The 20,164-nt window shown below is 73.2% G+C and carries 19 protein-coding genes; 6 read left to right on the forward strand and 13 right to left on the reverse strand.

Annotated features, from left to right (window positions below; all coding sequences use genetic code 11):
* The first annotated feature begins 418 nt into the window (after nucleotides 1-418).
* The 3 genes from OTB16_RS34505 to OTB16_RS34515 all read left to right on the forward strand — a co-directional run bounded on the left by OTB16_RS34505 (nucleotide 419) and on the right by OTB16_RS34515 (nucleotide 2,165).
* Nucleotides 419-721 (forward strand): hypothetical protein, encoded by a 303-nt coding sequence (locus tag OTB16_RS34505; RefSeq protein WP_267726219.1) that lies wholly within the window; start codon nucleotides 419-421, stop codon nucleotides 719-721.
* A gap of 196 nt (nucleotides 722-917) precedes the next feature.
* Complete coding sequence (locus OTB16_RS34510; protein ID WP_267726221.1) at nucleotides 918-1,376, forward strand: Crp/Fnr family transcriptional regulator; 459 nt, start codon at nucleotides 918-920, stop codon at nucleotides 1,374-1,376.
* A 345-nt stretch (nucleotides 1,377-1,721) separates the two neighbouring features.
* Nucleotides 1,722-2,165: a subtilase-type protease inhibitor gene (locus OTB16_RS34515; protein ID WP_267726223.1), complete on the forward strand. Its 444-nt coding sequence runs from the start codon at nucleotides 1,722-1,724 to the stop codon at nucleotides 2,163-2,165.
* A gap of 132 nt (nucleotides 2,166-2,297) precedes the next feature.
* Here the strand turns inward: OTB16_RS34515 and OTB16_RS34520 are convergent, their stop codons facing one another.
* The 10 genes from OTB16_RS34520 to OTB16_RS34565 form a co-directional block, all read right to left on the reverse strand.
* The gene (locus tag OTB16_RS34520; RefSeq protein ID WP_420717856.1) at nucleotides 2,298-2,564 is read right to left on the reverse strand and encodes a GNAT family N-acetyltransferase; all 267 of its coding nucleotides are present in this window, start codon (nucleotides 2,562-2,564) and stop codon (nucleotides 2,298-2,300) included.
* Nucleotides 2,565-2,712: 148 nt separating this feature from the next.
* A complete protein-coding gene (locus OTB16_RS34525; RefSeq protein WP_267726225.1) occupies nucleotides 2,713-3,150 on the reverse strand; it encodes a hypothetical protein in 438 nt (145 codons plus the stop codon).
* Between the two features lie 196 nt (nucleotides 3,151-3,346).
* Nucleotides 3,347-3,829, reverse strand: a complete 483-nt coding sequence (locus OTB16_RS34530) for a VOC family protein (RefSeq protein WP_267726226.1) — start codon at nucleotides 3,827-3,829, stop codon at nucleotides 3,347-3,349.
* A 125-nt stretch (nucleotides 3,830-3,954) separates the two neighbouring features.
* Nucleotides 3,955-7,521, reverse strand: a complete 3,567-nt coding sequence (locus OTB16_RS34535; protein WP_267726228.1) for a bifunctional glycosyltransferase/CDP-glycerol:glycerophosphate glycerophosphotransferase — start codon at nucleotides 7,519-7,521, stop codon at nucleotides 3,955-3,957.
* A gap of 204 nt (nucleotides 7,522-7,725) precedes the next feature.
* A complete protein-coding gene (locus tag OTB16_RS34540) occupies nucleotides 7,726-8,100 on the reverse strand; it encodes a hypothetical protein (protein WP_267726230.1) in 375 nt (124 codons plus the stop codon).
* Between the two features lie 117 nt (nucleotides 8,101-8,217).
* A complete protein-coding gene (locus OTB16_RS34545; RefSeq protein ID WP_267726232.1) occupies nucleotides 8,218-8,637 on the reverse strand; it encodes a roadblock/LC7 domain-containing protein in 420 nt (139 codons plus the stop codon).
* A gap of 95 nt (nucleotides 8,638-8,732) precedes the next feature.
* Nucleotides 8,733-9,494: a transcriptional regulator gene (locus OTB16_RS34550; RefSeq protein WP_267726273.1), complete on the reverse strand. Its 762-nt coding sequence runs from the start codon at nucleotides 9,492-9,494 to the stop codon at nucleotides 8,733-8,735.
* A 56-nt stretch (nucleotides 9,495-9,550) separates the two neighbouring features.
* A complete protein-coding gene (locus OTB16_RS34555) occupies nucleotides 9,551-9,961 on the reverse strand; it encodes a hypothetical protein (RefSeq protein WP_267726234.1) in 411 nt (136 codons plus the stop codon).
* Nucleotides 9,962-10,121: 160 nt separating this feature from the next.
* Nucleotides 10,122-10,364 (reverse strand): helix-turn-helix domain-containing protein, encoded by a 243-nt coding sequence (locus tag OTB16_RS34560; RefSeq protein WP_383900109.1) that lies wholly within the window; start codon nucleotides 10,362-10,364, stop codon nucleotides 10,122-10,124.
* Nucleotides 10,365-10,613: 249 nt separating this feature from the next.
* Nucleotides 10,614-11,162, reverse strand: a complete 549-nt coding sequence (locus OTB16_RS34565) for a TetR/AcrR family transcriptional regulator (protein WP_267726236.1) — start codon at nucleotides 11,160-11,162, stop codon at nucleotides 10,614-10,616.
* A gap of 168 nt (nucleotides 11,163-11,330) precedes the next feature.
* Here OTB16_RS34565 and OTB16_RS34570 point away from each other — a divergent pair, with 168 nt between their 5' ends.
* Nucleotides 11,331-12,563 carry a helix-turn-helix domain-containing protein gene (locus OTB16_RS34570; protein WP_267726237.1) on the forward strand — a complete coding sequence of 411 codons (1,233 nt, stop codon included), beginning with the start codon at nucleotides 11,331-11,333 and terminating at the stop codon, nucleotides 12,561-12,563.
* Between the two features lie 22 nt (nucleotides 12,564-12,585).
* Here the strand turns inward: OTB16_RS34570 and OTB16_RS34575 are convergent, their stop codons facing one another.
* Nucleotides 12,586-14,529 carry an APC family permease gene (locus OTB16_RS34575; protein WP_267726239.1) on the reverse strand — a complete coding sequence of 648 codons (1,944 nt, stop codon included), beginning with the start codon at nucleotides 14,527-14,529 and terminating at the stop codon, nucleotides 12,586-12,588.
* Nucleotides 14,530-14,666: 137 nt separating this feature from the next.
* Between OTB16_RS34575 and OTB16_RS34580 the strand changes: the two genes are divergently transcribed.
* On the forward strand, nucleotides 14,667-15,080 hold the full coding sequence (locus OTB16_RS34580) for an SHOCT domain-containing protein (protein ID WP_267726241.1): 414 nt from the start codon (nucleotides 14,667-14,669) through the stop codon (nucleotides 15,078-15,080).
* Between the two features lie 14 nt (nucleotides 15,081-15,094).
* Here the strand turns inward: OTB16_RS34580 and OTB16_RS34585 are convergent, their stop codons facing one another.
* Both OTB16_RS34585 and OTB16_RS34590 read right to left on the reverse strand, forming a co-directional pair.
* Complete coding sequence (locus OTB16_RS34585) at nucleotides 15,095-15,550, reverse strand: (2Fe-2S)-binding protein (RefSeq protein ID WP_267726243.1); 456 nt, start codon at nucleotides 15,548-15,550, stop codon at nucleotides 15,095-15,097.
* A 21-nt stretch (nucleotides 15,551-15,571) separates the two neighbouring features.
* Nucleotides 15,572-18,025 (reverse strand): xanthine dehydrogenase family protein molybdopterin-binding subunit, encoded by a 2,454-nt coding sequence (locus tag OTB16_RS34590; protein WP_267726245.1) that lies wholly within the window; start codon nucleotides 18,023-18,025, stop codon nucleotides 15,572-15,574.
* A gap of 565 nt (nucleotides 18,026-18,590) precedes the next feature.
* Between OTB16_RS34590 and OTB16_RS34595 the strand changes: the two genes are divergently transcribed.
* Entirely contained in the window at nucleotides 18,591-20,030 is a 1,440-nt protein-coding gene (locus OTB16_RS34595; protein WP_267726247.1) for a PP2C family protein-serine/threonine phosphatase, read from the forward strand.
* The last annotated feature ends 134 nt before the right edge of the window (nucleotides 20,031-20,164 follow it).

The following is a 20,164-nucleotide window of genomic DNA, read 5'->3' on the forward strand; positions in this document are numbered from 1 at the left end:
CGCGCCGACGATCCGGTGTGAACACGCGTACGGGAAACGGGCCGCCCGGAGCGTGGGTCAGGCCGGGGCCAGGGGCCGGCGGAGCAGGGCCGCCGGGGAGGGGCGGGCGGAGGCGCTTCATCTCGCTCCTGCCGTGGCCGGCCGCCCGGGGCGGGCCGCACCGCGGTCAAGTTGCCGGCAGGTCCCCGGGCAGGGAAGCCAACGGGCGTACGGATGGCGCCGGTCGGCGCGGCGGGAGGGGCGGCGGGAGCGGGAGCGGAATGCCGTGATTCGTCGTGGCATGATCCGGATCGCGTCAACCGGAACCCATCGGCGCCACCCGTTTACCCCCCGTCACCCTGGCGAAAGCGCCACGCGCCGGGTCCGGGCCCCTCTACGGTGCCCTGGGGGGACGGGCACGGCACCGGAGGTGGGGCTGATGGACGACGAAGAAGACATGCGGCTGGCGAGGATGACGCCGGAGATCTCCCGCCGGACCCTCGTCATGCTGCGCGGCCTCGCGGGCCTGGAGCCGCCGGAGCAGGTGCCCGAGGACGCCATGATCGTCGCCGACGCGATCCTGGCGGAGTACGGCACGGACGGGCTGCGCGTGCTGGTGATGACACTGGCGGCCTGGGCGACGGCGCAGATCGAGAACGTCGCGGAACTCAGCCGGCGCAGCCACGAGGCGGTGCTGGACGCGGTGGAGCTGGCCTGCCTGGAAGCGAGCGCCGAGGAGTAGGCGGGCGTCCGGGCGGCGTCCGCCACACGGCCCGGGAAGGCTGCGCGCCGGCCCGGTTCGGGGCTCCGGGACCGTACCGCGGGAGGACCGGGAGATTACCCCGGGAAGAAGCGGTGCGCGACCGCTCTCGATCGGGCGGGTGTCGGCGACACTGGGATGAGCAGGAGCCACCGGGGGGTCGTGATCGGAGGCAGTCGTGAGCACACCTTCCCCCATCCGGATCGCCGCCGTCCTGTCCACGGAGCACCGCGGGAGGCTGATGTCGCAGGCCCGGGAGGTCCACTTCCGGGAGGGCGCACGGATCTTCGACGAGGGCTCGCGTGCGGAGTCGTTCTGGATCGTGCGCTCGGGAACCGTGACCCTGGAGATCCCCGTGCCCGGCCGTCGGCCCGCCTCCGTGGAGAACCTCGGCCCCGGTGAGCTGGTGGGCTGGTCGTGGCTGTTCCCGCCGTACGTGTGGCAGCTGGGCGCCGAGGCGATGACACCGGTGCGCGCGTACGAGTTCGACGGCCCCGGCATACGGATGCTGATGGACGCCGATCCCGCGTTCGGTTCCGCGGTGGGGCACTGGGTCGGGCGCGTGCTCGCCCTCCGGCTGCACCAGACCCGTACCCGCCTCCTCGACCTGTACGCACCGCACACCGCGGCCCGCTGACGCCGGTCCCGGACCGCCGCACGCCGGCGGCCCGCGCCGTCAGCGTGCCCCCACCCCCGCACACGGTCGGGCGGGGCTGCCCCCGCCGGGGGCCGGGTCCCGTCACCGCCGCGCCACCCACGTGTTCCGGGAGGGGTTCGGGGGCGTTTCGGGAGGGTCTCCGCGTCGGTGTTCGGCCGATTCGGCGGACCGCTCCCGCACTGGTCAGTCGACTCGCACCGCTGCGGTCTGCGGTCATCCGTACACGATCGGTGACGGAAAATGGGGGTGCGAACGGGCGTTCGCGGACCGCGTGGGCAAGACTCTGTCCGCTATCCGAAACAACAACCCAAGGGAGTGTTCGAAATGCGGTCCATCGCAAGGGGTCTCGGGCTCGGTTCGGCTGCCATGGCGCTCACCGCGCTCACCGCGCTGGCCTGGCCGGGAGCGGCCGGAGCGGCCCCCGCCGGCACCGCGAGCCTGTACGCCCCGTCCGCGCTCGTGCTCAGCGTGGCGGCCGGGGAGGACGCCGACGCCGGAACGGTACTGCGGGCGGTGACCCTCGTCTGCGCGCCGACGCCCGGCGGGACGCACCCGGACCCGGCCGCCGCGTGTGCCGAATTACAGGCCTACAGCCCCGAGTTGGACGCCCTCGCCGCACCGGCTCCGGACACCGCGTGTACGAGGGAGTGGAATCCGATGACGGTCCGGGCCGACGGGGTGTGGGAGGGCCAACGGATGAGCTACACGTACACGTTCGGCAACCCGTGCGGCCTGGGGAGCGCCACCGGGGCGCTGTTCAACTTCTGACCCCGCGTCACCCGGAGTCGGGCGGCGCCGTGCGACCGCAGTCCGGCTCGCGAGGGGGTCGGTGAGGGGTACGGGGGGTGAGGGGTACGGGGGCGGGAGGCCCGCGCGTGCCGGGGCGGCCCGCCTCACCCGTCAGCCCAGTTCAAGACTGGTGACCCCGTAGATCCCGGCGAGGTCGGCCTCGGGGGCGGGGCCGGTGTACATCCGGACCGTCTCGAAGCTCGGGACGAGGCCGAGGCCCGCGAGGAGCCCGGCGGCGGCCGCGTTCGCGTCCGGCGCGTCCACGCAGACCCGCCCGTCGGGGGCGTGCCGGGCGAGCCCGCACAGCAGCGCGGCCGCCACCTCGGGGCCGGCGGCGTACAGGGGGCCGACCCGGGAGGGGCCGGCGGACGGACGGATCCCAGCCCTCCTCCTCGGCCCAGGCCCGCATCAGCTCCATGTCGGCGGCGCCGGCGCCGCCGATCTCGAATCCCGTTCCCGTCATGTCCCGTGTTGTACCAGATGCCGGAAGGACCCGAGCCCGGCTCCGGAGGCCGCGCTACGGGGGTCAGCCCGCGCAGATCACGTCGTCGAGCCGGATGGGGAGGGAGTCAAGGCGTACGTACGCGGTGAAGGTGTCGGTGGCGTCGGCCGCCCAGCGCGTGGTGACGGTGGCCCAGCCGACCCCGGCCGACTGCGCGACGGTGACGGGGCCGATACCCACGCCCAGCGGCCGGTTCTGGGAGCAGAGCAGGACGTCCGCCTGCGGGTTCGCCTCCTGCTTGTCCTTGAGCACCTGCGAGACCCGGTACTCGCGGTCGTACGCGGTGGGCCCTTTCTCGCCGTAGAAGGAGGCGAGGAACCGGCTGATCTGGGTGGCGGTGTGATGGTGCGCGGCCGACGGCGCCGGCGGGGCGGCGAGGGCGGGTCCGGCGGACAGGGCCGGCAGCGCGAGCAGGACGAGCAGCAGGGAACGGGCGCGGGGGCCGTACGGCATGAGTCTCATGTCCGGTTTGTAGCCGCCGGGGCGGGTTGGCCGGGAGGGGCGCGGCCCGGACTCACTCCTGTGGGGGGCGGGATTCACCGGACCGATCGGGAACCCGGCCCCCGCTCCCGGCCCCGGCCCGGTGCTCCGGTCGCGGGCGGCCGCGGGACTCGGGGTTCGGGGCTCCGGTCGCGGGGCTCGGGGCTCGGGGCTCGGGTCAGGCCGCGTCGGCTGCCCGGCGCATCTCCGCCACGTCGAGCCTCTTCATCCGCAGCATCGCGGCGGTGGCGCGGGCGGCCCGCCGCGGGTCCGGGTCGGCGATCAGCTCGACGGCCTCGACCGGGCTGACCTGCCAGGAGAGCCCGAACTTGTCCTTGACCCAGCCGCAGGGTCCCTCCTGTCCGCCGTCCCGGGTGAGCACGTCCCAGTAGTGGTCGGCCTCGGCCTGGTCGGCGCAGTGGATCTGGAAGGAGACGGCCTCCGTGAAGGGGAACTGCGGGCCGCCGTTCAGGCCGATGAACCGCTGCCCGTTGATCTCGAACTCCACGACCATCACCGTGCCCGCCGGCCCGGGGCCCGCCTCGGTGTAGCGGCCGGTCCGCCCGAGCTTCCCGTCCTTGAAGACGGAGAGGTAGAAGTCGGCCGCCTCTTCCGCGTTGCCGTCGAACCACAGGCACGTGGTGAAACCCTTGCTGGTCATGACTGCCTCCAGGCCGTTGCGCGGAAGGTGGGTACCCGTCCGCACATACAGACCGGCCCCGGGCCCGAATCTCATCGGTGGGCCCGGGGCCGGTCCGTGTCCAGCCTGTGATTCGCTCGTACGGGCTACTTCCCGGGCGTCCCGGTGACGCCGAGCATGCGGTCGACGACCCGCTTCGCGGCCGAGCCGTCGTCGAGGTCGCAGAACTCGGCGCGGAACGCGGCCCGCGCCCCGGCGTACTCGGCCGCGACGGAGTCCGCGTCGCGGACGGCGGCGATCAGGCTCGCCGAGTCCGCGAGCAGCGGGCCGGGCGCCTTCTCCTCCAGGTCGAAGTTGAAGCCGCGCAGCGTGCCCCGGTAGTGCTCCAGGTCGTACGTGAACAGCAGGATCGGCCGGTCGGTCACCGCGAAGTCGAAGATCGCGGAGGAGTAGTCCGAGATCAGCACGTCGGCGACCAGCAGCAGGTCGGTGGCGTCGGGCCAGCGCGACACGTCGACGACGAAGCCGTCGCGGACGCCCTCGCGGACCTGCTCGCCCACGTTGTGGTGCCCGCGGACCAGCAGGACGTGGTCCTCGCCGAGCTCGCGGCGGGCCTCGTCGAGGTCGATGTTCAGGTCGAGCTTGTAGCCGCCGGAGAAGCCCTCGCGGTTCTCCCGCCAGGTCGGCATGTAGAGGACGACCTTCTTGCCCTCGGGCAGGCCGAGCCGGCGGCGCACCTCGGCGACCCGCTGCGGGTCGGGCTTGACCAGCGCGTCCGTGCGCGGGCTGCCGGACTCGACGACCTCGCCGGCGTAGCCGAGGGCGCGCTTGAGGAGCGGGGTGGCGTACGAGCTCGGGGAGGCGAGCAGCGTCCACTGGGCGCTGTCGTGCTCCAGGCCCTCCAGCACCTCGGGGCTCGTGTAGTAGTCGTGGACGTAGTCGTGGCCGATCTGCTTGATCGGGGTGCCGTGCCACGTCTGGACGACGGTCTGGCCGGAGCGGCGCAGGAAGTTACGCGGCACGTTGGAGTTGACCACGTAGTAGCGGGCCCGGGCCAGCACGTCCCAGGACTCGACGCTGTCGTACTGGACGGCGCGGGCGGTCTCGGGGACCTCGGCGCGGCCGTCGCGGACGAGCCAGATGTGCTCCAGCTTCTCGCCGCGGCGCAGGAGTTCCTCGTGGATGGCGCGCGGCGAGTCGCCGGCCCCGTTCCCCTGGAAGGTGTCGTAGACGACCATGTCCTTGACCGGGAGGGCGCGCTGCGCCGGGTAGGTCTCGTAACGGGCCACGCGCTGGGCGAAGTTGGAGCGGTCGTGCGGGCTGAGCAGCGGGTCCGAGACGAGCACCATGCGGTCGTGGAAGCGGGCCTCGACGCGCATCCGGCGACCCTGCACGGTGAGCGGGTGCGGTCCGGCGAAGAGCAGACCAGGGCCCATCTGCACGGGGGCGCCGCGGTCGACGCCGAGCAGGCCGGCGGTGGTTCCGCCCTGCGCGACCGGGCGCAGGGTGGGCCACCAGCGGCCCTCGGGCAGCGTGGTGCGGCCCGCGTACGCCTCGGGGAGGGCGGGGACGAAGGTGGTCTCGAAGGTGTCCCCGTCACGGGTGACCGGGTAGCTGAACTCGACGCCGTGCACGTTGTGCAGGACCAGCTCGTACGGCTCGTCGGTCGGTGCGAGGAAGCGGCCGCGCAAGGTTATTGCGCCGTCCTTCGCGGTGACCCCGTCGACCAGCGGCGGCGAGGGCTGCGCGGAGAGGATCAGGTGACCGGTGTTGCCGCGCTTGGCGAACAGGGAGCGTCCGCGGTCGCCGCCGGGCAGCGGGACGACCAGGCCGGTGAAGCCGCCGCGCTCGTCGTGGGCCAGCGGGTGTTCGGTGCCGTCGGCGCCGACCACCGTCAGGGCCCAGGGCTGCGGGGTCCACTCGCCGGGCAGGCACTCGGCGTCCGGGACGTCGGCCAGTCCGGCCAGCGGCACGCGGACGGTGAAGGGAACCCGGCCGCCCGCGGCGGCGGAGGTCTCCAGCGGGAACGACAGGGCGGTCCCGCTGGTGGAATGGACGGCCCGCAGGGTGGCGCCGGCGCCCACTTCGGCGGCCAGTTCACCGACGACGTCCAGGGCGTCGTCACCGGCCCGGCGGACGTCCAGCGCGCGGGCACGGACGGTCTCGACCTGGATGGTGAGGGAACCGGAGACGACCGGCAGGATGCGCACGTCGGGGGCGACCCAGTGCGCGGGCGGGTTCTGGCCGGTGTCGTGTTCGCCGCCCCGCAGGCGGGCGCGGTGCAGACCGCCGGCGCCGGTCACGGCGACGGAGGTGGTCCAGACGCCGTCGCGCCAGGTGCCGCCCGACTGGAAGATCGAGGGGTCGACGACGGCGGTGAAGCCGGCCCAGTCCGCGTGGCGCAGGGCCAGGTGCGGGGAGTTGACGGTGGCCATCGGGGAGGCGACCGTACGGGCGCTGACGACGGAGCGGCGGCGCTTGCCGCCCTCGCGGAACACCAGCATCTTGCGGGAGCCCAGGCGGCTTTCGGCGCCGAGGTGGCCGGGCAGGGCGTAGCCGCGCAGGAGCAGCTTGCCGTCGGCCCAGGCGGCCTGCTCGAGGCGGCTGACGACGCGGCGCTCGCGCGGGCCGAGCGTGAGGATCCTGGGGGGCACGGGCGGGCGGCCCTGGAGGAAGGGGTAGTCCGCCTGCGGGCGGGCGAGGCCCTTGACCGGGACGCTGTAGTGGTAGTCCCGCTGGTGGTCCTGGAGGGCGATGAAGTCCTCGACGCGGCCTTCGCGGGCCAGGAACGCCTTCAGGCGGTCGGCCACGGTCAGGTCGGACCAGGGGCCGGTGCCGATCTCGCGGACGAGACCGCCGACCTCCTTGACGAACGCGTCGCGGAAGTCCTGGCCGCCCTCACCGACGTACTTGTAGATGAGCGGCAGTTCCTCGCTCAGCACGTTGTAGTCGTAGTCGCGCAGGTAGCGGGCGTACTTGGCGCCCTCCTTGCCCTTGAGGGCCTCGCGGACCAGGCGTACGGAGGTCACGCGGTCGATCAGGGAGACCGGGTCGGTGGAGCGCTGGGTGATGGAGCGCTCGCCGGTCTCGCGGACGCGCCAGTGGTAGACGCAGTCGCTGATGATGTCGACGCTGGTGGCGAAGTAGTGCGCGGGGATGCTGACCGGGGCGTCCTCGTAGAGGATGCCCTCCGGGTACTGGAAGTCGTGCTCGTTCCAGAAGCTGCGCCGGTAGACCTTGTTCCACGCGGTGCGGTCGGTGACCAGCGCCGGGAACTTGGAGATGTGGGTCTTCAGCTGGGTCTTGGCGAACGCCGCCCGGTGACCCCAGGACTGCTGCATGCCGACGGAGCGGAAGCGCTTGACGTTGCCGCCCGCGAAGTCCGAGCCCGTCTCGTCGAGGGCCGCGATGAGGCGCTCGTAGGCGTACGTGGGCATGGTGTCGTCACTGTCGACGAAGGCCAGGTACTCGCTGTCCTCGTGCGCGTGCCGGGCGCCGACGTTGCGGGCGGCACCGAGGCCGGCGTTCTCCTGCATGACGACCCGGAACCGCTTGTCCCGCGCGGCGAAGGCCTTCGCGATGACGGCGCTGGTGTCCGTGGATCCATCGTCTACGAGGATGGCCTCGAAGTCGGTGAAGGTCTGAGCGGCAAGGGACTCCAGGCACTCGTCGAGGTAGAGCTCGACGTTGTAGACGGGGACGACGATGCTCAAGCGCGGGGGCATGGGTGGCGAATTCTCCAGCGTTTTATGCTTTATCGATGATCGGCTGATTACAGCATCGTACTCTGTAACAGATTCATAAAATCCCACCATCTTGGACATATCCAGACTGATCGCCGGGGCGGACGGCAAAGAATTAAGCCGCCCGCCACCTTGACGAAGGCCTCCGGAGCAGGTCCGGGACGGGCTCGCGGGTCAGATCTCCAGCTCGTTCTCGATCTTCTTCAGCTGGTGGCGGGCCATCGCGAGGTTGGCCCGGCCCCTGTCGAGGGCCAGGTAGAGGAAGAAGCCGGTGGCGCCCCGGCCCTTCAGCAGCCGGATGAGGTGGTACTGCCCGCCGAGGGTGATCAGGATGTCCTCGATGTCGTCCTGGAGACCGAGCATCTCCATCGTGCGGACCTTGGCACGCACCACGTCGGTGTTGCCCGCGGCGGCGACGGCCAGGTCCAGGTCCTTGCCGCCGCCGATGGTACCGAGGGCCATGCCGCTGCCGTAGTCGACGAGGGCGGCGCCGATCGCGCCCTCGATCGAAGTGGTCGCTTCCTTGAGTGCGGTCTCCACGTTGGCCATGTGAGGTTCCTCTTTCTTGTTGGCTGGTGAGCTGTTTCGGTGTGCACGGCTGTCGCGGTGCGGGTGTACGGAAGTGCGGGTTCGGAGCCTGACGGGCGTGGCGCCGCCGGCGCCTGGCTACGTCGGCGGACTGCCGGGGCCCCGCCGTCCGAGGCTGTGGTCTATGAGGTCGGCTATGCGCAGGCTGGAGCGCCGGGCCTCCAGGTGGAGGCGCCCGACGTTGACGCGGGGCTCCGCGAGCAGGGTGAGGACGGCCGCCTCGCCCGCCGCGTAGGTCGCCACGTACCCGTGTTCCCCGCGCACGAGCAGCTCGCGGAACACACCCTGGCCGGTGCTGTCGCTGAGCCGTTGGGCCACCCCGAGGGCGGCCGCGGTCAGGGCGGCCACGGTCTCGGCCTCGGTGGCGGCACTGTCCTGGGCCAGGACGAGTCCGTCGACGCTCGCGGCGAGGGCTCCGGTGAGCTGGGGAACACGGGCCCGGAGCCTGCGGAGCTCGGCGAGTATCTCGGCCTCCGCCTCGGCGGGCACCGTACTCATGTCGGCCTTTCTCCTTTCGGCCTGGCTCTCGGGCTGCCGCTCGGGCAGCCTGCGCTCGGAGCGGTCGGCGCGCAGGGCCGGTCGCAGCGGGAGCCTCACAGGCTTGCCTCCAGTGCGTCGCGTAACCGGCGGAGCAGTGCCACGTCCGGGGATTGGGCCTGGGTCATCCAGTCGGGCAGCGGTTCCGCGGCCGGGGCGGGTGCCGCGGCGTGCGGGGTGTCGACGAGTCCGGCCGCCGCGAGGCGCCGTACGTCGAGGAGCGTGTGAAAGGCGGGCCGGCCCAGCACCCACGCGAGGTCGGCCGGGGTGCGGACCCCGTCCGCGTGGTGCAGCAGGAGGCGCTGGCGCGGGGTGACGGTCTGCCCCGGCGCGGCGGGCCGGGGCACCACCGGGGCGGTGTCCAGCAGCGGGTAGGGCCAGACCGCGTCGAGCAGCTCCCGCCGGCGCCGGGTCTCGCGCTCGACGGCGGCGGCGGGGACGGAGCGCACGGAGCCGATCCAGTGGGTGGCCCCGCGGCGGAACCGGGAGGGGCCGCTGCCCGGCGAGAGCGCGAAGAACGCGGCGTCGAAGATCGCGGCGAGGTGGCAGATCTCCAGCTCGCCGCCCGCGAGCCCGCCGCTGTCGACGAGGAAGCGGGCGACCTGGCGGCGGGCGCCGGCCCGGTCCAGGGCCTCGCGCCAGCGCTCGGGGGCCAGGCCGCCGCCGGTGGTGAGCAGCACGTCGAGGCCGGGTGTGGCCGGACTCTCCGCGTGGACTATGCGGCCGTCCTCCAGGAAGAGGGTGCCGCGGTCGCGGAGCAGGGCGCCGGTGGCGCGCTCGGCGGCGAGCCGGGTGAGGAGCGGCGAGACTGCGGTCATCGGAGCCGGCAGCGGGACCGGCGCCGGCGTGGGGGCCGGGGTGGGGGCCGGGGCGGTCATCTGAGCACCAGCCCCTCGGCGAGGCTGCGGAGTCTGTGCCGGGCGAGGGCGAGGTTGCCCTCGGTCCGGTCCAGCCAGAGGTGGAGGAAGACGCTGCTGTCGAAGCTGGTCTCGACGAAGCGCAGGACGTGGTAACCGGTGCGGGTGGTGACGATCAGGTCCTCCACGGGCGGACCGGAGGGTGTTCCGCCGCCGGATATCTGCTCGGCCTCCGACGGCGCGAACGACTCGTATTCCGCGGCGGCCCGAGCCAGCTCGGCGGTCTCGGCCGCGGTGGTCTCGTGGTCGCCCACGGGCGAGTCCCCGGCGGTGCCGAGGGCCAGTCCGCTGCTCCAGTCGACCAGCGCGGCCCCCCGCGCACCAGGCAAGGCCATGGCTTCGAGCAGGCATTCGTCGATCCCGGGCACGCGGGCTCCCCTCCCGGCCGGACGTGCGGGGTGCACGGTCGTACGGCGCGACAGGAGGGAACCTACTCAACTTCCGGAGTGCGAAAAGGCGTTCTGGCATTTTCCGCTGGAACGTGCGCCGAAGCGTGTGACAGCTTGGCCGGAACCCGTCACCTTCTGATCAGGAAGCGAGCGGAAGATCGTCGGCGAGCCGGAACGAGCCTCCTTCGTGCCGCACGTAGCCCTCGTGGCTGAGGGTGCGAAGCAGGTGGTAGACGGTGGGCAGCGGGATGCCGGTGACCCGGGCGAGCCGTTTGGCCGTCGCGCCGTTCTCCGCGTACATCGCTTCCACGAGGCGCAGCGCGCGCTGCACCGAACCGATCAGGGTGGGCGTGCTGTCCTTCTGGCTGTGTTCGGTGCGCATGAGTGATCCCCCTGCTCCGGTACGAGGCCTGGCCGACCCATCAAAGTCGCTCACCGGCTCCAAAACCAGCTGACTCGCGTAAACCTGAGCATAAGATCACCGCCCGTCCGTCCGGCGGTTCCCGCTCCGGGGCCCACCGGACACCTCTCTGGCCCCTTCCGCCCCTCTCAACTCTGTGGTCGCTGGCGTCACTTCCGCGCCGCGCTACGGCAGGAGCCGCTTCGGGAAGTGCAGCTACGGGAAGGGCCGCTACGGAAGGAGCCGCTCGGCCATCACCTCGATCAGGCCCTCCACCGGGTAGGGCTCCAGCAGCGCGGGCACGGTCAGGTCGTCCACGATCAGGCCCAGCATCGCGAGGTACAGCAGGACCACGCCCTGCCGGTCCCCGGGCAGACCCGACTCCAGGTGCCAGGCGACGTTCGCCTCGAGCTCCGCGCCCTGGAACCCGGCCAGTTCGGCCTGGAGTTCGGGGCGCCGGGTGGCCTCCAGGCGCAGTTCCAGGGAGGCGATGTGCACGCTCCGCTCGCGGCGCATCCGGTCCAGGAGCTGCCCGAGCAGCACCTTGGTGTCGAGCGGGCCGACGAGGTCGGCGGGGTCGGGGACCAGTCGCTCGCGCGTGCGGTGCAGGATCTGTACGAGGAGCTGGGCCCGGTTGGCGAAGTAGTTCGAGGCGGTCCCCGTCGGGACGCCCGCCTCCGCGTCCACCGCGCGCAGTGTCAGGCCCCGCGAGCCCTCGCGCGCCAGGACTTCGATGGCGGCGTCGAGCAGCGCGGCGCGGCGCTGCGGGTTCTGGCGCATGGGGTCGTCCTCGGGGATCGGCGCCGGCGCCCGCCCTGCGCGGGGGACCCCGGGCGGGGCCGGCATGCGGCAGGGTGGCACTGCAGGTGCAGTCCTCCGGTCACGGTAGCGGATGCACCGCGTCCCGGCCCTCCCCACCGCCCCCTCCCCCGTGTCAGGCTGCCCGTCATGGAGCGGATCATCGAGGAGATACGCGAGGACCTGTCCCGCCGGATCGCGGCGGCGGCGGACCGGCTCGCGGAGCGGACGCTGGCCGAGGACCCCGCATACGCCGCCCTGCTCGGCCGGGCCGAACTGCGCGAGCGCATCCACCACAACCTCCGCCAGGCCGTCGACGGCCTGGTCCGCAGCTCCCGCGGCCTACCGGTCGAGCTGGCCGACGCCCGGGCCACCGGTACGCTCCGGGCCGAGCAGGGGCTGCCGCTCGCCTCCCTGCTGCGCACCTACCGCCGGGGCGGTCGGCTGCTCTGGCTGGCCCTCACGGAGGCGGTCTCCGCGCACGACCGGGCCGCGCTCCCCCGGCTGCTGCCGGGCGCGACCGCGCTGTGGGACGTACTGGACCAGATGACGGACGCCGTCACCGAGTCGTACCGGACCACGGAGGCCGCGCGCACCGACCGCGACCGGGAGCGCCGCGCGGCCCTCCTCGACGCGCTGCTGGACGGCTCGGCCGCCGTGGACGGGCCCGCCGCCTCGGAGGCCGCGGCTCAGCTGGGGCTCCCGGAGCGGGGGCGCTTCGCCGTGGTCGTGCTGGCCGCCGGCAGCGCCGACGGGGCGGGCCCGAGACCCGGCGGCTCCGGTGACCCGCGCGTGCTGTGGCGGATCCGCGCCGACGGGGAGAGCGGCCTGGTGCAGCTGGGCCACCATCCGCTGGAGTCCGTACGGGAGCTGCTGGCGCCGCTCGGCGTGCGGGCCGGGGTCAGCCCGGTGGTGGAGGCGCCGGCCGAGGTGGCCCGGGCGCACCGGCTGGCGGCGCTGGCCCTGCGCACCGCCCCGGCGTCGGGCGGTCCGCGCACCGCCCTGCTCGACGAGCGGCTGCCGGCGGCGCTGGTCGCCTCCCAGGCCGAACTCGCGGGCCGGCTGCGCCAGGTGGTGCTGGGTCCGGTGCTGGCGCTGCCCGCGGAGGACCGCCGGGTGCTGCTGACCACCCTGGGCACCTGGCTGGCCTGCCGGGGGTCCACGACGCACGCCGCCCAGCGGCTGTACTGCCACCGCAACACGGTCTCCAACCGGCTGCGCCGCCTGGAGCAGCTCACCGGCCGCGCCCTCTCCGATCCGGCGCACGTGGTGGAACTGGCCCTGGCCCACGCGGCGGTCACCCAGCGCGCCGGCGCGGAGGGCGCCGCGTCCCGGCCGGGGCCGCCGGACCGCGGACGCCGCACGGGGGGCCCGACCCGCTGAGGCCCGCGGCCCCGGGCCGCGCTCAGCTCCGGTCGCGCGGCCGCTCCTGCGCCGGTCTGGCGGACTCCGACAGGTACGGCACGTCGATGACCGCGACGCCCGGCGTGAACAGCAGCCGCGCCTTGAGCCGCAGGGCGATCTGGTTGTGCAGGGGCTGCTCCCACCAGTGGCCCACCACGTACTCCGGGATCACCACCGACAGCACGCCCGTGGCGTCGTCGGCCGCCAGTTCCTGTACGTACGCGAGGACCGGGCCCACCACTTCGCGGTACGGCGAGTGGAGGATCCGCAGGGTGATCCCGGGGTCGTGCGCGGCCCAGGCCTCGCGGAGCCGGGCCGCGTCCTCCTCGTCTGCCGCCACGGTGACCGCCGTCAGCGTGTCGGGGTGCAGGGCCTGCGCGTAGCCGAGGGCGCTCAGGGTCGGGGCCTGCATGGAGGCGACCAGCACCAGGACGTGGTGGCGGGCGGGCTTGCGCGGTCTGGCGTCGGGCGCGACGGCGACCTGCCGGGCGACCTGGTCGTAGTGGCGGCGTACGCCCTTCATGCCGAGGAAGAGCAGCGGCATGGCGATGACGACCAGCCAGGCGCCGTGCGTGAACTTGGTGAGGAGCACGATGACGAGGACCAGCGCGGTCATCACGGCGCCCACCGCGTTGATGGCGAGGCGGCGGTGGATGTGGACGCGCTCCTCGCGCGGGGTGGCGGGTGAGGCGAGCTCCTTGCGCCAGTGCCGGACCATGCCCGACTGGGAGAGGGTGAAGGAGACGAAGACGCCGATGATGTACAGCTGGATGAGGCGGGTCAGTTCGGCGTCGAAGGCGACGATGAGCACGATGGCGGCGAGCGCGAGGAGCACGACTCCGTTGGAGTAGACGAGCCGGTCGCCGCGGTTGAAGAGCTGGCGGGGCGCGTAGCGGTCCCTGGCCAGGATCGAGGCGAGCATCGGGAAGCCGTTGAAGGCCGTGTTCGCGGCGAGGATCAGCACGCCCGCGGTGACGGCCTGGAGCAGGTAGAAGAGGAAGTGCCAGCTCCCGAAGGTCGCCCGGCCGATCTGGGCGAGGGCGGTGGAGGTGGGGGTGCCGGGCGCCAGTCCCAGCTCGGTCGGGTCCGCGGCGACGTGCACCTCGTAGGACATGGCGAGGACGGTGATGCCGACGAACATCGTGACGGAGAGCGCGCCCATCACGGCGAGGGTGGTCGCCGCGTTCCTGGCCTTGGGCTTCTGGAATGCGGGTACGCCGTTGCTGATCGCCTCGACGCCGGTGAGGGCCGTACAGCCGGAGGCGAAGGCGCGCATCGCGAGGAAGACCAGGGCCAGTCCGGTATAGGTGCCCTCCGCGGTGATGGGCAGGTCGGCGGATTCGGCGCGGATGGTCTCGCCGGTCGCCAACCGGACGGCCGCGAAGGCGAACATGACGTAGATGACCAGGACGAACCCGTAGGTGGGGATGGCGAACACCCGTCCCGACTCGCGGACGCCGCGCAGGTTCATCAGGGTCAGCAGGGCGACGAAGGAGACCGAGAGCACCACCTCGTGGTCGTTCAGCGCCGGGATCGCGGAGGTGATGGCGGCGACGCCGGAGACGACGGACACGGCGACGGTCATCACGTAGTCGACGAGCAGCGCGCTCGCGGCGGTCAGGGCGGCGGTGGGCCCGAGATTCTCCGCGCTGACGACGTACGCCCCGCCGCCGCCGGGGTACGCGTGGCAGGTCTGCCGGTAGGAGGCGATGACCACCACGAGGAGGAACACGATGGCGGCGGCCGCGTACCAGGTGAGGTGGAGCAGCGCGACGCCGCCGAGGGCGAGGATCAGCAGGATCTCCTCGGTGGCGTAGGCCACGGAGGAGAGCGGGTCGCTGCAGAAGATCGGCAGGGCGAGCCGTTTGGGCAGCAGGGTCTCGCCCAGGCGCGCGGTGTCGAGGGGCTCCCCGACCAGCACGCGTTTCGCATGGATACGCCTCATCCGAGGATGATCGTCCACTTGATACGGGTTCATGGCGTTCTGTCGCCAGTGTCATGCCGCGATCCGGCCCCGGACGCGGCCAGTGGCGATCTTGAAGGGGCGCTGCGATGGTGATCAGGTACGGAAGGAGGACGGCCATGGACCGATCTGTCTACCTGGCCTACGACTACCCGGTGCTGGGCGCGTTCTGGACCGTGATGTGGATCTTCCTGTGGGTCATGTGGCTGATCCTGCTCTTCCGCGTGATCGTGGACGTGTTCCGCGATCACGAGATGAGCGGGTGGCTCAAAGCTCTGTGGCTCCTGTTCCTGATCCTCATCCCGTTCCTCGGCGTACTGGTGTACGTGATCGCCCGGGGCAAGAACATGGGCAAGCGCGAAATCCAGCACGCACAGGAACGCCAGGACGCGTTCAACTCCTACATCCGGGAGACCGCCAAGGATCCCGGCCGGGCCGGGGCGGACGACCTGGTCAGACTCTCCGAGCTGAAGGCGAAGGGCGACCTGAGCGAGGAAGAGTTCCAGAAGGCCAAGCAGAAGCTCCTGGGCTGACTCCGCGGGCCCGCTCACATCCTGGCCGCCGCGCTGCGGATGGCCTCCCGGATGCGGAAGTACGTACCGCAGCGGCAGATGTTGGCGATGGCGTCGATGTCGGCGTCGGTGGGGGCGCTGGTGCGCTTCAGCAGCGCGACGGCCGCCATGATCTGTCCGGGCTGGCAGAAACCGCACTGCGCGACGTCCTGTTCGAGCCAGGCCTCCTGCACGGGGTGCAGATCGTCCCCGTCCGCCAGCCCCTCGATCGTGGTCACGGTCCTCCCGGCGCAGGCCGAGACTGGCACGACGCACGGGCGGACGTCCACGCCGTCCAGGTGGCTGGTGCACGCCTTGCAGACGTCGACGCCGCAGCCGTACTTGGGGCCGTTGACGCCAAGCATGTCGCGGAGCACCCACAGCAGGGGCAGGTCATCGGGCGCGTCCACGGTGACGCTCCGCCCGTTGACGGTGAAGGTGTGCGAAGGCACGGTGCGGCTCCTGGCTCCGGACTAGCGGGGGTAGGGGGTGAAGTCGACGTCGAAGTCGAGGGGGAAGCTGCGCGGTTTCGAACCTGTGGCCCGGGCCCACGCGTTGGCGATGGCGCCGACCGCGGCCGGCACGCCGAGTTCGCCCGCTCCGCCCGGCTCCTCGCCGGTGGCCGGCAGCACGAAGACCCGTACGTCCTGCGGGGTGTCGCGCTGCCTCGCCCAGTGGAACTGGCTGTAACTGCCCTCCAGCGGCAGTCCCCTGTCCAGGTGCAGCCCGGCGCGCAGGGTGGTGGAGATGGCGTCGGTGAGGCCGCCGGTCATCTGGGCCTCCAGCCCGCGCGGATTGACGGGCAGGCCCACGTCCACCGCGATGACCGCCTTGGTGACGCGCACGTGCTCGGGATCACGGGTGTCGATCTCCACCAGGCAGGCGGTGCGCGACTTGTACTCCTCGTGGAAGGCGATGCCCTGGGCGCGGCCCGCCCCCATCGGCCGTCCCCACCCGCCCTCCGTCGCCACCTTGTCCAGGACGGCCCGCTGGGCGTCGTTCTTCAGGAAGGCGCGCCGGAAGCGGTACGGGTCCCTGCCGGTGGCGGCGGCCAGTTCGTCGACCACGATCTCCTCGGCGCCGCGGGTGTTGGCGGAGTACACCGAGCGCCAGGAGGCGGTGGGGATGCCCGTGGGCACCTCGGTCAGCGCCTGGGTGGTGAGCCCGAAGTGGTACGGGGACTTCACCGTGGTCAGGAACAGCGTCTGGGCGAGGGTGGCGTTGCCGATGCCGAGCGGCAGGTTCGCCGCGGTGGCGGTGATGATCTCGCCGAGCCCGTGCCGGAAGTCGGTCTCGACCGCGGCGACGCGGTGCTCGAAGCTGAGCACCTCGCCGAGCAGGTGGGTGGCGCGGATCCTGTGGTGCGTGGCGGGGCGCATCCGGCCGTGCCGGGTGTCGTCGACCCGGGTCCACATCAGCTTGACGGGGCGGCGGCAGGCCTTCGAGACCCGGGCCGCCTCCAGCGCGGCGTCGAAGAAGAGCCGCCGGCCGAAGGATCCGCCGGCCTGCACCACGTGGACGGCGACCTTGTCCACCGGCAGTCCGAGGTCGGCGGCGATCGTCTGCCGGGCCACGATCGGCGACTTGAGCCCGGACCAGATCTCGGCGCGGTCCTCCCGGACGTCGGCGATGGCGGAGTTGGTCTCCATCGGGGCGTGGCTGACGAAGGCGAAGTCGAACTCGGCGTCCACGTACGGGGTGAGCAGCGGCGGCACCAGCAGCGGCGGGGTGGCGGCGCGCAGCTTCGTGCGGACCTGCGCGTCGGAGAGCCCGTCGGCGGGGCCCGGCCCCCAGGTGACCTGGAGCGCGGCCTTCGCGTCGAGGGCCTGGCCGAAGGTGTCCGCGACGACGGCGACCCCGGTCGGCACGGTCACCACGTGCAGTACGCCGGGCATGGCCCTGACGGCTGCGAGGTTGGCGACGGCGCGGACCGCGCCCCCGAGGGTCGGCGGGCGGCGCACCACGCAGGGCTTGGCACCGGGCACGTCGAGATCGAGGGTGTACCGGAGGGCGCCGGTGACCATGGCGCGGGCGTCGACCCGGTTGGTGGGACTGCCGACCAGGGTGTGCCGGGCGGTCTTCTTGGGGGTGGCGCCGGGCACGGTCAGGCCGGGGTCGGCGGCGTCCGCGGCGAGGGAGCCGTATCCGGCGGTGCGGCCGTCGGGGGCGCGGACGGCGCCGTCCGCGGTGGTCAGCGCGGCCGGGGCGAGGTTCCAGCGGCGGGCCGCGGCGGCGACCAGGCGGGCCCTGGCGGTGGCGGCGCACTGGCGGACCGGGCCGTAGAGGGAGCGGATGGAGTTGGAGGAGCCGGTGAGCTGGTTGAAGAGCAGTTCGGGCCGCGCGTCGTCCAGTTCCACGCGTACGGAGGCCAGCGGCGCGTCGAGCTCCTCCGCGACGAGCATGGCCACGGCGGTGGTCAGCCCCTGGCCGACCTCCTCGCGCGGCAGCCGGAAGCGGACGGTGCCGTCCGCGTCGACGGCGAGGGCCAGCAGGGCGGAGGTGGGGGCGCCGGCCAGGATGAACAGGTCGCCGAGGTCGACCAGGTCGGCGATCGCCGGCAGCGACGGCACCACGGCGTGGGCGGGCTGCGGGGCGAGCGCGTCGGCCCCGGCGCGGGTGACCAGGGCGAGGGTCGGCGCCGCCACCAGGTAGGTCAGGAACGAGCGGCGGCTCTGCCCGGCGGCGCGGCCCTCCCCGGCGCCGGGGCCGGAAGCACCCTCGCCGCAGGCAGCGTCCGCGCCGGCCGTGGCGCCCGGCCCGACGGCGCGGCCCTCGCCTGTGGCGTCGCCCCGTCCGGTGCTGTCGCTCCGTTCAGTGGCGTCGCTCCGTTCAGTGGCGTCGCCCCGTGCAGTGGCGTCGCCCCGTGCGGTGGTGCCGCGCCGTCCGGTGGTGTCGCGCTGCCCGGTGGTGTCGCGCTGCCCGGTCATGTCGTGGTGTCCCCAGCCCTGCGCGGGCCCGCCCGCGCGGACCTCCCCCGTTCATTACCGACGCGTAGCGTAGCGACGACGGGATGGGCTGGGAAGCCCGGGACCGCGCCGGTGGGCGCCCCCGGCGGATCGCCGCCCGACGCGGACCGCCGTACGGAGCATCCGTTCGGGGGCGGCCGCGGCGGCCCCGTTGACCAGCGCCTCGTACGGGCGGAGCGGGGGGCGCCACCTCGCACACCTCGGCCGTACGATCGACCCGCGCCCTCCGCCTGGCCGGTTTTCCCGGCCGCCCCCGCCGCCCCTCCGGCGCCGCGGGGGCGCGGAACCGCACGCGGGCCCGGCCGGCGGCGCGTCCGGCCCGTCCGGAGGCGTCGAGGACGGCTCCGGACGCCACTGACCGGATTCGTTCGTACACCGCGAAGCCCCCGGATAGCCTCGGGCATATGCCAGAAGCAAGCACTTAGCTGATGTTGCCAAACGGCTTACGCGCCGTCGTGGCCTGTGCCACAGTCGTTACCGGTCCTTCCATCAGACTTGGCCGTGCCGCGCCTGTATCGGAGTGCTCATGCCGTCCCACCTCTTCGCGGACCGCTCCGCGCAGCCCCCCGAACCCGGGTCGGTGGACGCGCTGATCTCACAGACCCGGCGGCTCCGGGGAGACGTGGACGCGGTCCGCCGCGACACCGTCGTGGACGACGGCGACACCCAGGGCCGCTGGCAGCGCGCCCTGTGCGATCTCGCCGTGCACCACCTCGACGACCTCGGCCGGCACCTGGGCCAGCTCAAGGAAGGCCTGCCGCCCGCCCCCGAACCCGTCGAGCCGCCTCAGGCGGCGACGCCCGGGGCGAACCCCGGGCCCAGCCCCGAGGACCGCCGGACCCGGGTGGGCACCGCCGAGTGGAACCTGCTGACCGACGAGGTCAGTTGGTCCGACGAGCTGTACCAGATCTTCGGCCGGTCCCCCGACGCGGGCGCGCTCCCCCTCGACGAACTCGGCTCCACCCTGTTCTCCGAGGACCAGCCCCTGCTCACCGCCTGGGTCACGGCCTGCCTGGTGGACGGCCGGCCGATCGACGGCGAGTTCCGAGTCGTGCGGGCCGACGGACGGGTCCGGACCCTGCACATGAGGGGCGAACCCGTCCTCGATCCCGACGGCTGCACCGCCTCCATGTGGGCGGTGTTCCAGGACATCAGCGAACTGCGCCGCAGCCAGCGGGCGGTACGCGACTCCCGCGACAGCCTCCGGCTCCGACGGGAGATCGCGCAGACCGAACACCGGCTGGCGCTCGAACTGCAGGAAGCGGTGCTCCCCCCGTGGCGCGGCTCCCCCCGGTCCCCGCACGGCACCGCGGCCACCCTGGACGTGGCCGCGCACTACCTGCCGTCCACGACGAGGAACCTCATCGGCGGCGACTGGTACGACTCCCTCGAACTCCCCGGCGGACGCTCGATGCTGACGGTCGGCAACCTCACCGGGCACGGGGTCACCGCCACCTCCGGGATGGCGATGATGCTGGGCGCCCTGCGCGGCATGGCGATGGCCGGCATCGAGCCCGGCCCCCTGATGGGCTGGCTCAACCAGCTCCTCGAGAGCACCGCCCAGCCCGCACTCGGATCGGCCGTCTGCTGCAGCTACGACCCCGCGCGCCGTGTCCTGTCCTGGGCGCAGGCCGGCCACCCCGCTCCCCTGCTCTTCCGCGGCGGTACGGGCCGCTCCCTGCGGCCGCCGGAGGGCGTGCTGCTGGGCGCGACGTCCGGGGCCGTGTACGGGCAGGCCGAGCAGCGCGTCGAGCCCGGCGACGTACTGGTCCTGCACACGGACGGACTGACCGCGCGCGGCTTCGACTTCAGCCGGGCGGACGGGACCGAACGGCTGCTGGCCCTCGCCCCGCGGTTCTCGGCGGCGCGGTCGGCGCAGGACTGCGTACGGCTGGTGACCGAGGAGTTCGGCGAGGGCGAGCGCGAGGACGACGCCTGCCTGCTCGTGGCCCGGGTCGGCGGCTAGCCGAGCAGGCGTACGGCACGCGGGAGAGGGACCCGCACGGGCTTCGCGGCCGCGCCGGAGGGCGCGGCCCTGCTCGTCTCCGTGCACGGTACGGGACGACTGGACGCGGAAGGACCGGAGGGGCGCGTGGAGGG

Origin of the sequence: Streptomyces antarcticus (assembly GCF_026627255.1) — a bacterium.
GTDB classification, from domain to species: Bacteria; Actinomycetota; Actinomycetes; order Streptomycetales; family Streptomycetaceae; genus Streptomyces; species Streptomyces antarcticus.

Coding starts and splice junctions, on each gene's coding strand:
- OTB16_RS34595 (WP_267726247.1), top strand. CDS start 18,591: ATGCCGTCCCACCTCTTCGCGGACCGCTCCGCGCAGCCCCCCGAACCC.
- OTB16_RS34565 (WP_267726236.1), bottom strand. CDS start 11,162: ATGCGCCAGAACCCGCAGCGCCGCGCCGCGCTGCTCGACGCCGCCATC.
- OTB16_RS34515 (WP_267726223.1), top strand. CDS start 1,722: ATGCGGTCCATCGCAAGGGGTCTCGGGCTCGGTTCGGCTGCCATGGCG.
- OTB16_RS34545 (WP_267726232.1), bottom strand. CDS start 8,637: ATGAGTACGGTGCCCGCCGAGGCGGAGGCCGAGATACTCGCCGAGCTC.
- OTB16_RS34560 (WP_383900109.1), bottom strand. CDS start 10,364: ATGCGCACCGAACACAGCCAGAAGGACAGCACGCCCACCCTGATCGGT.
- OTB16_RS34590 (WP_267726245.1), bottom strand. CDS start 18,025: ATGACCGGGCAGCGCGACACCACCGGGCAGCGCGACACCACCGGACGG.
- OTB16_RS34505 (WP_267726219.1), top strand. CDS start 419: ATGGACGACGAAGAAGACATGCGGCTGGCGAGGATGACGCCGGAGATC.
- OTB16_RS34540 (WP_267726230.1), bottom strand. CDS start 8,100: ATGGCCAACGTGGAGACCGCACTCAAGGAAGCGACCACTTCGATCGAG.
- OTB16_RS34570 (WP_267726237.1), top strand. CDS start 11,331: ATGGAGCGGATCATCGAGGAGATACGCGAGGACCTGTCCCGCCGGATC.
- OTB16_RS34580 (WP_267726241.1), top strand. CDS start 14,667: ATGGACCGATCTGTCTACCTGGCCTACGACTACCCGGTGCTGGGCGCG.
- OTB16_RS34530 (WP_267726226.1), bottom strand. CDS start 3,829: ATGACCAGCAAGGGTTTCACCACGTGCCTGTGGTTCGACGGCAACGCG.
- OTB16_RS34575 (WP_267726239.1), bottom strand. CDS start 14,529: ATGAGGCGTATCCATGCGAAACGCGTGCTGGTCGGGGAGCCCCTCGAC.
- OTB16_RS34525 (WP_267726225.1), bottom strand. CDS start 3,150: ATGAGACTCATGCCGTACGGCCCCCGCGCCCGTTCCCTGCTGCTCGTC.
- OTB16_RS34550 (WP_267726273.1), bottom strand. CDS start 9,494: ATGACCGCAGTCTCGCCGCTCCTCACCCGGCTCGCCGCCGAGCGCGCC.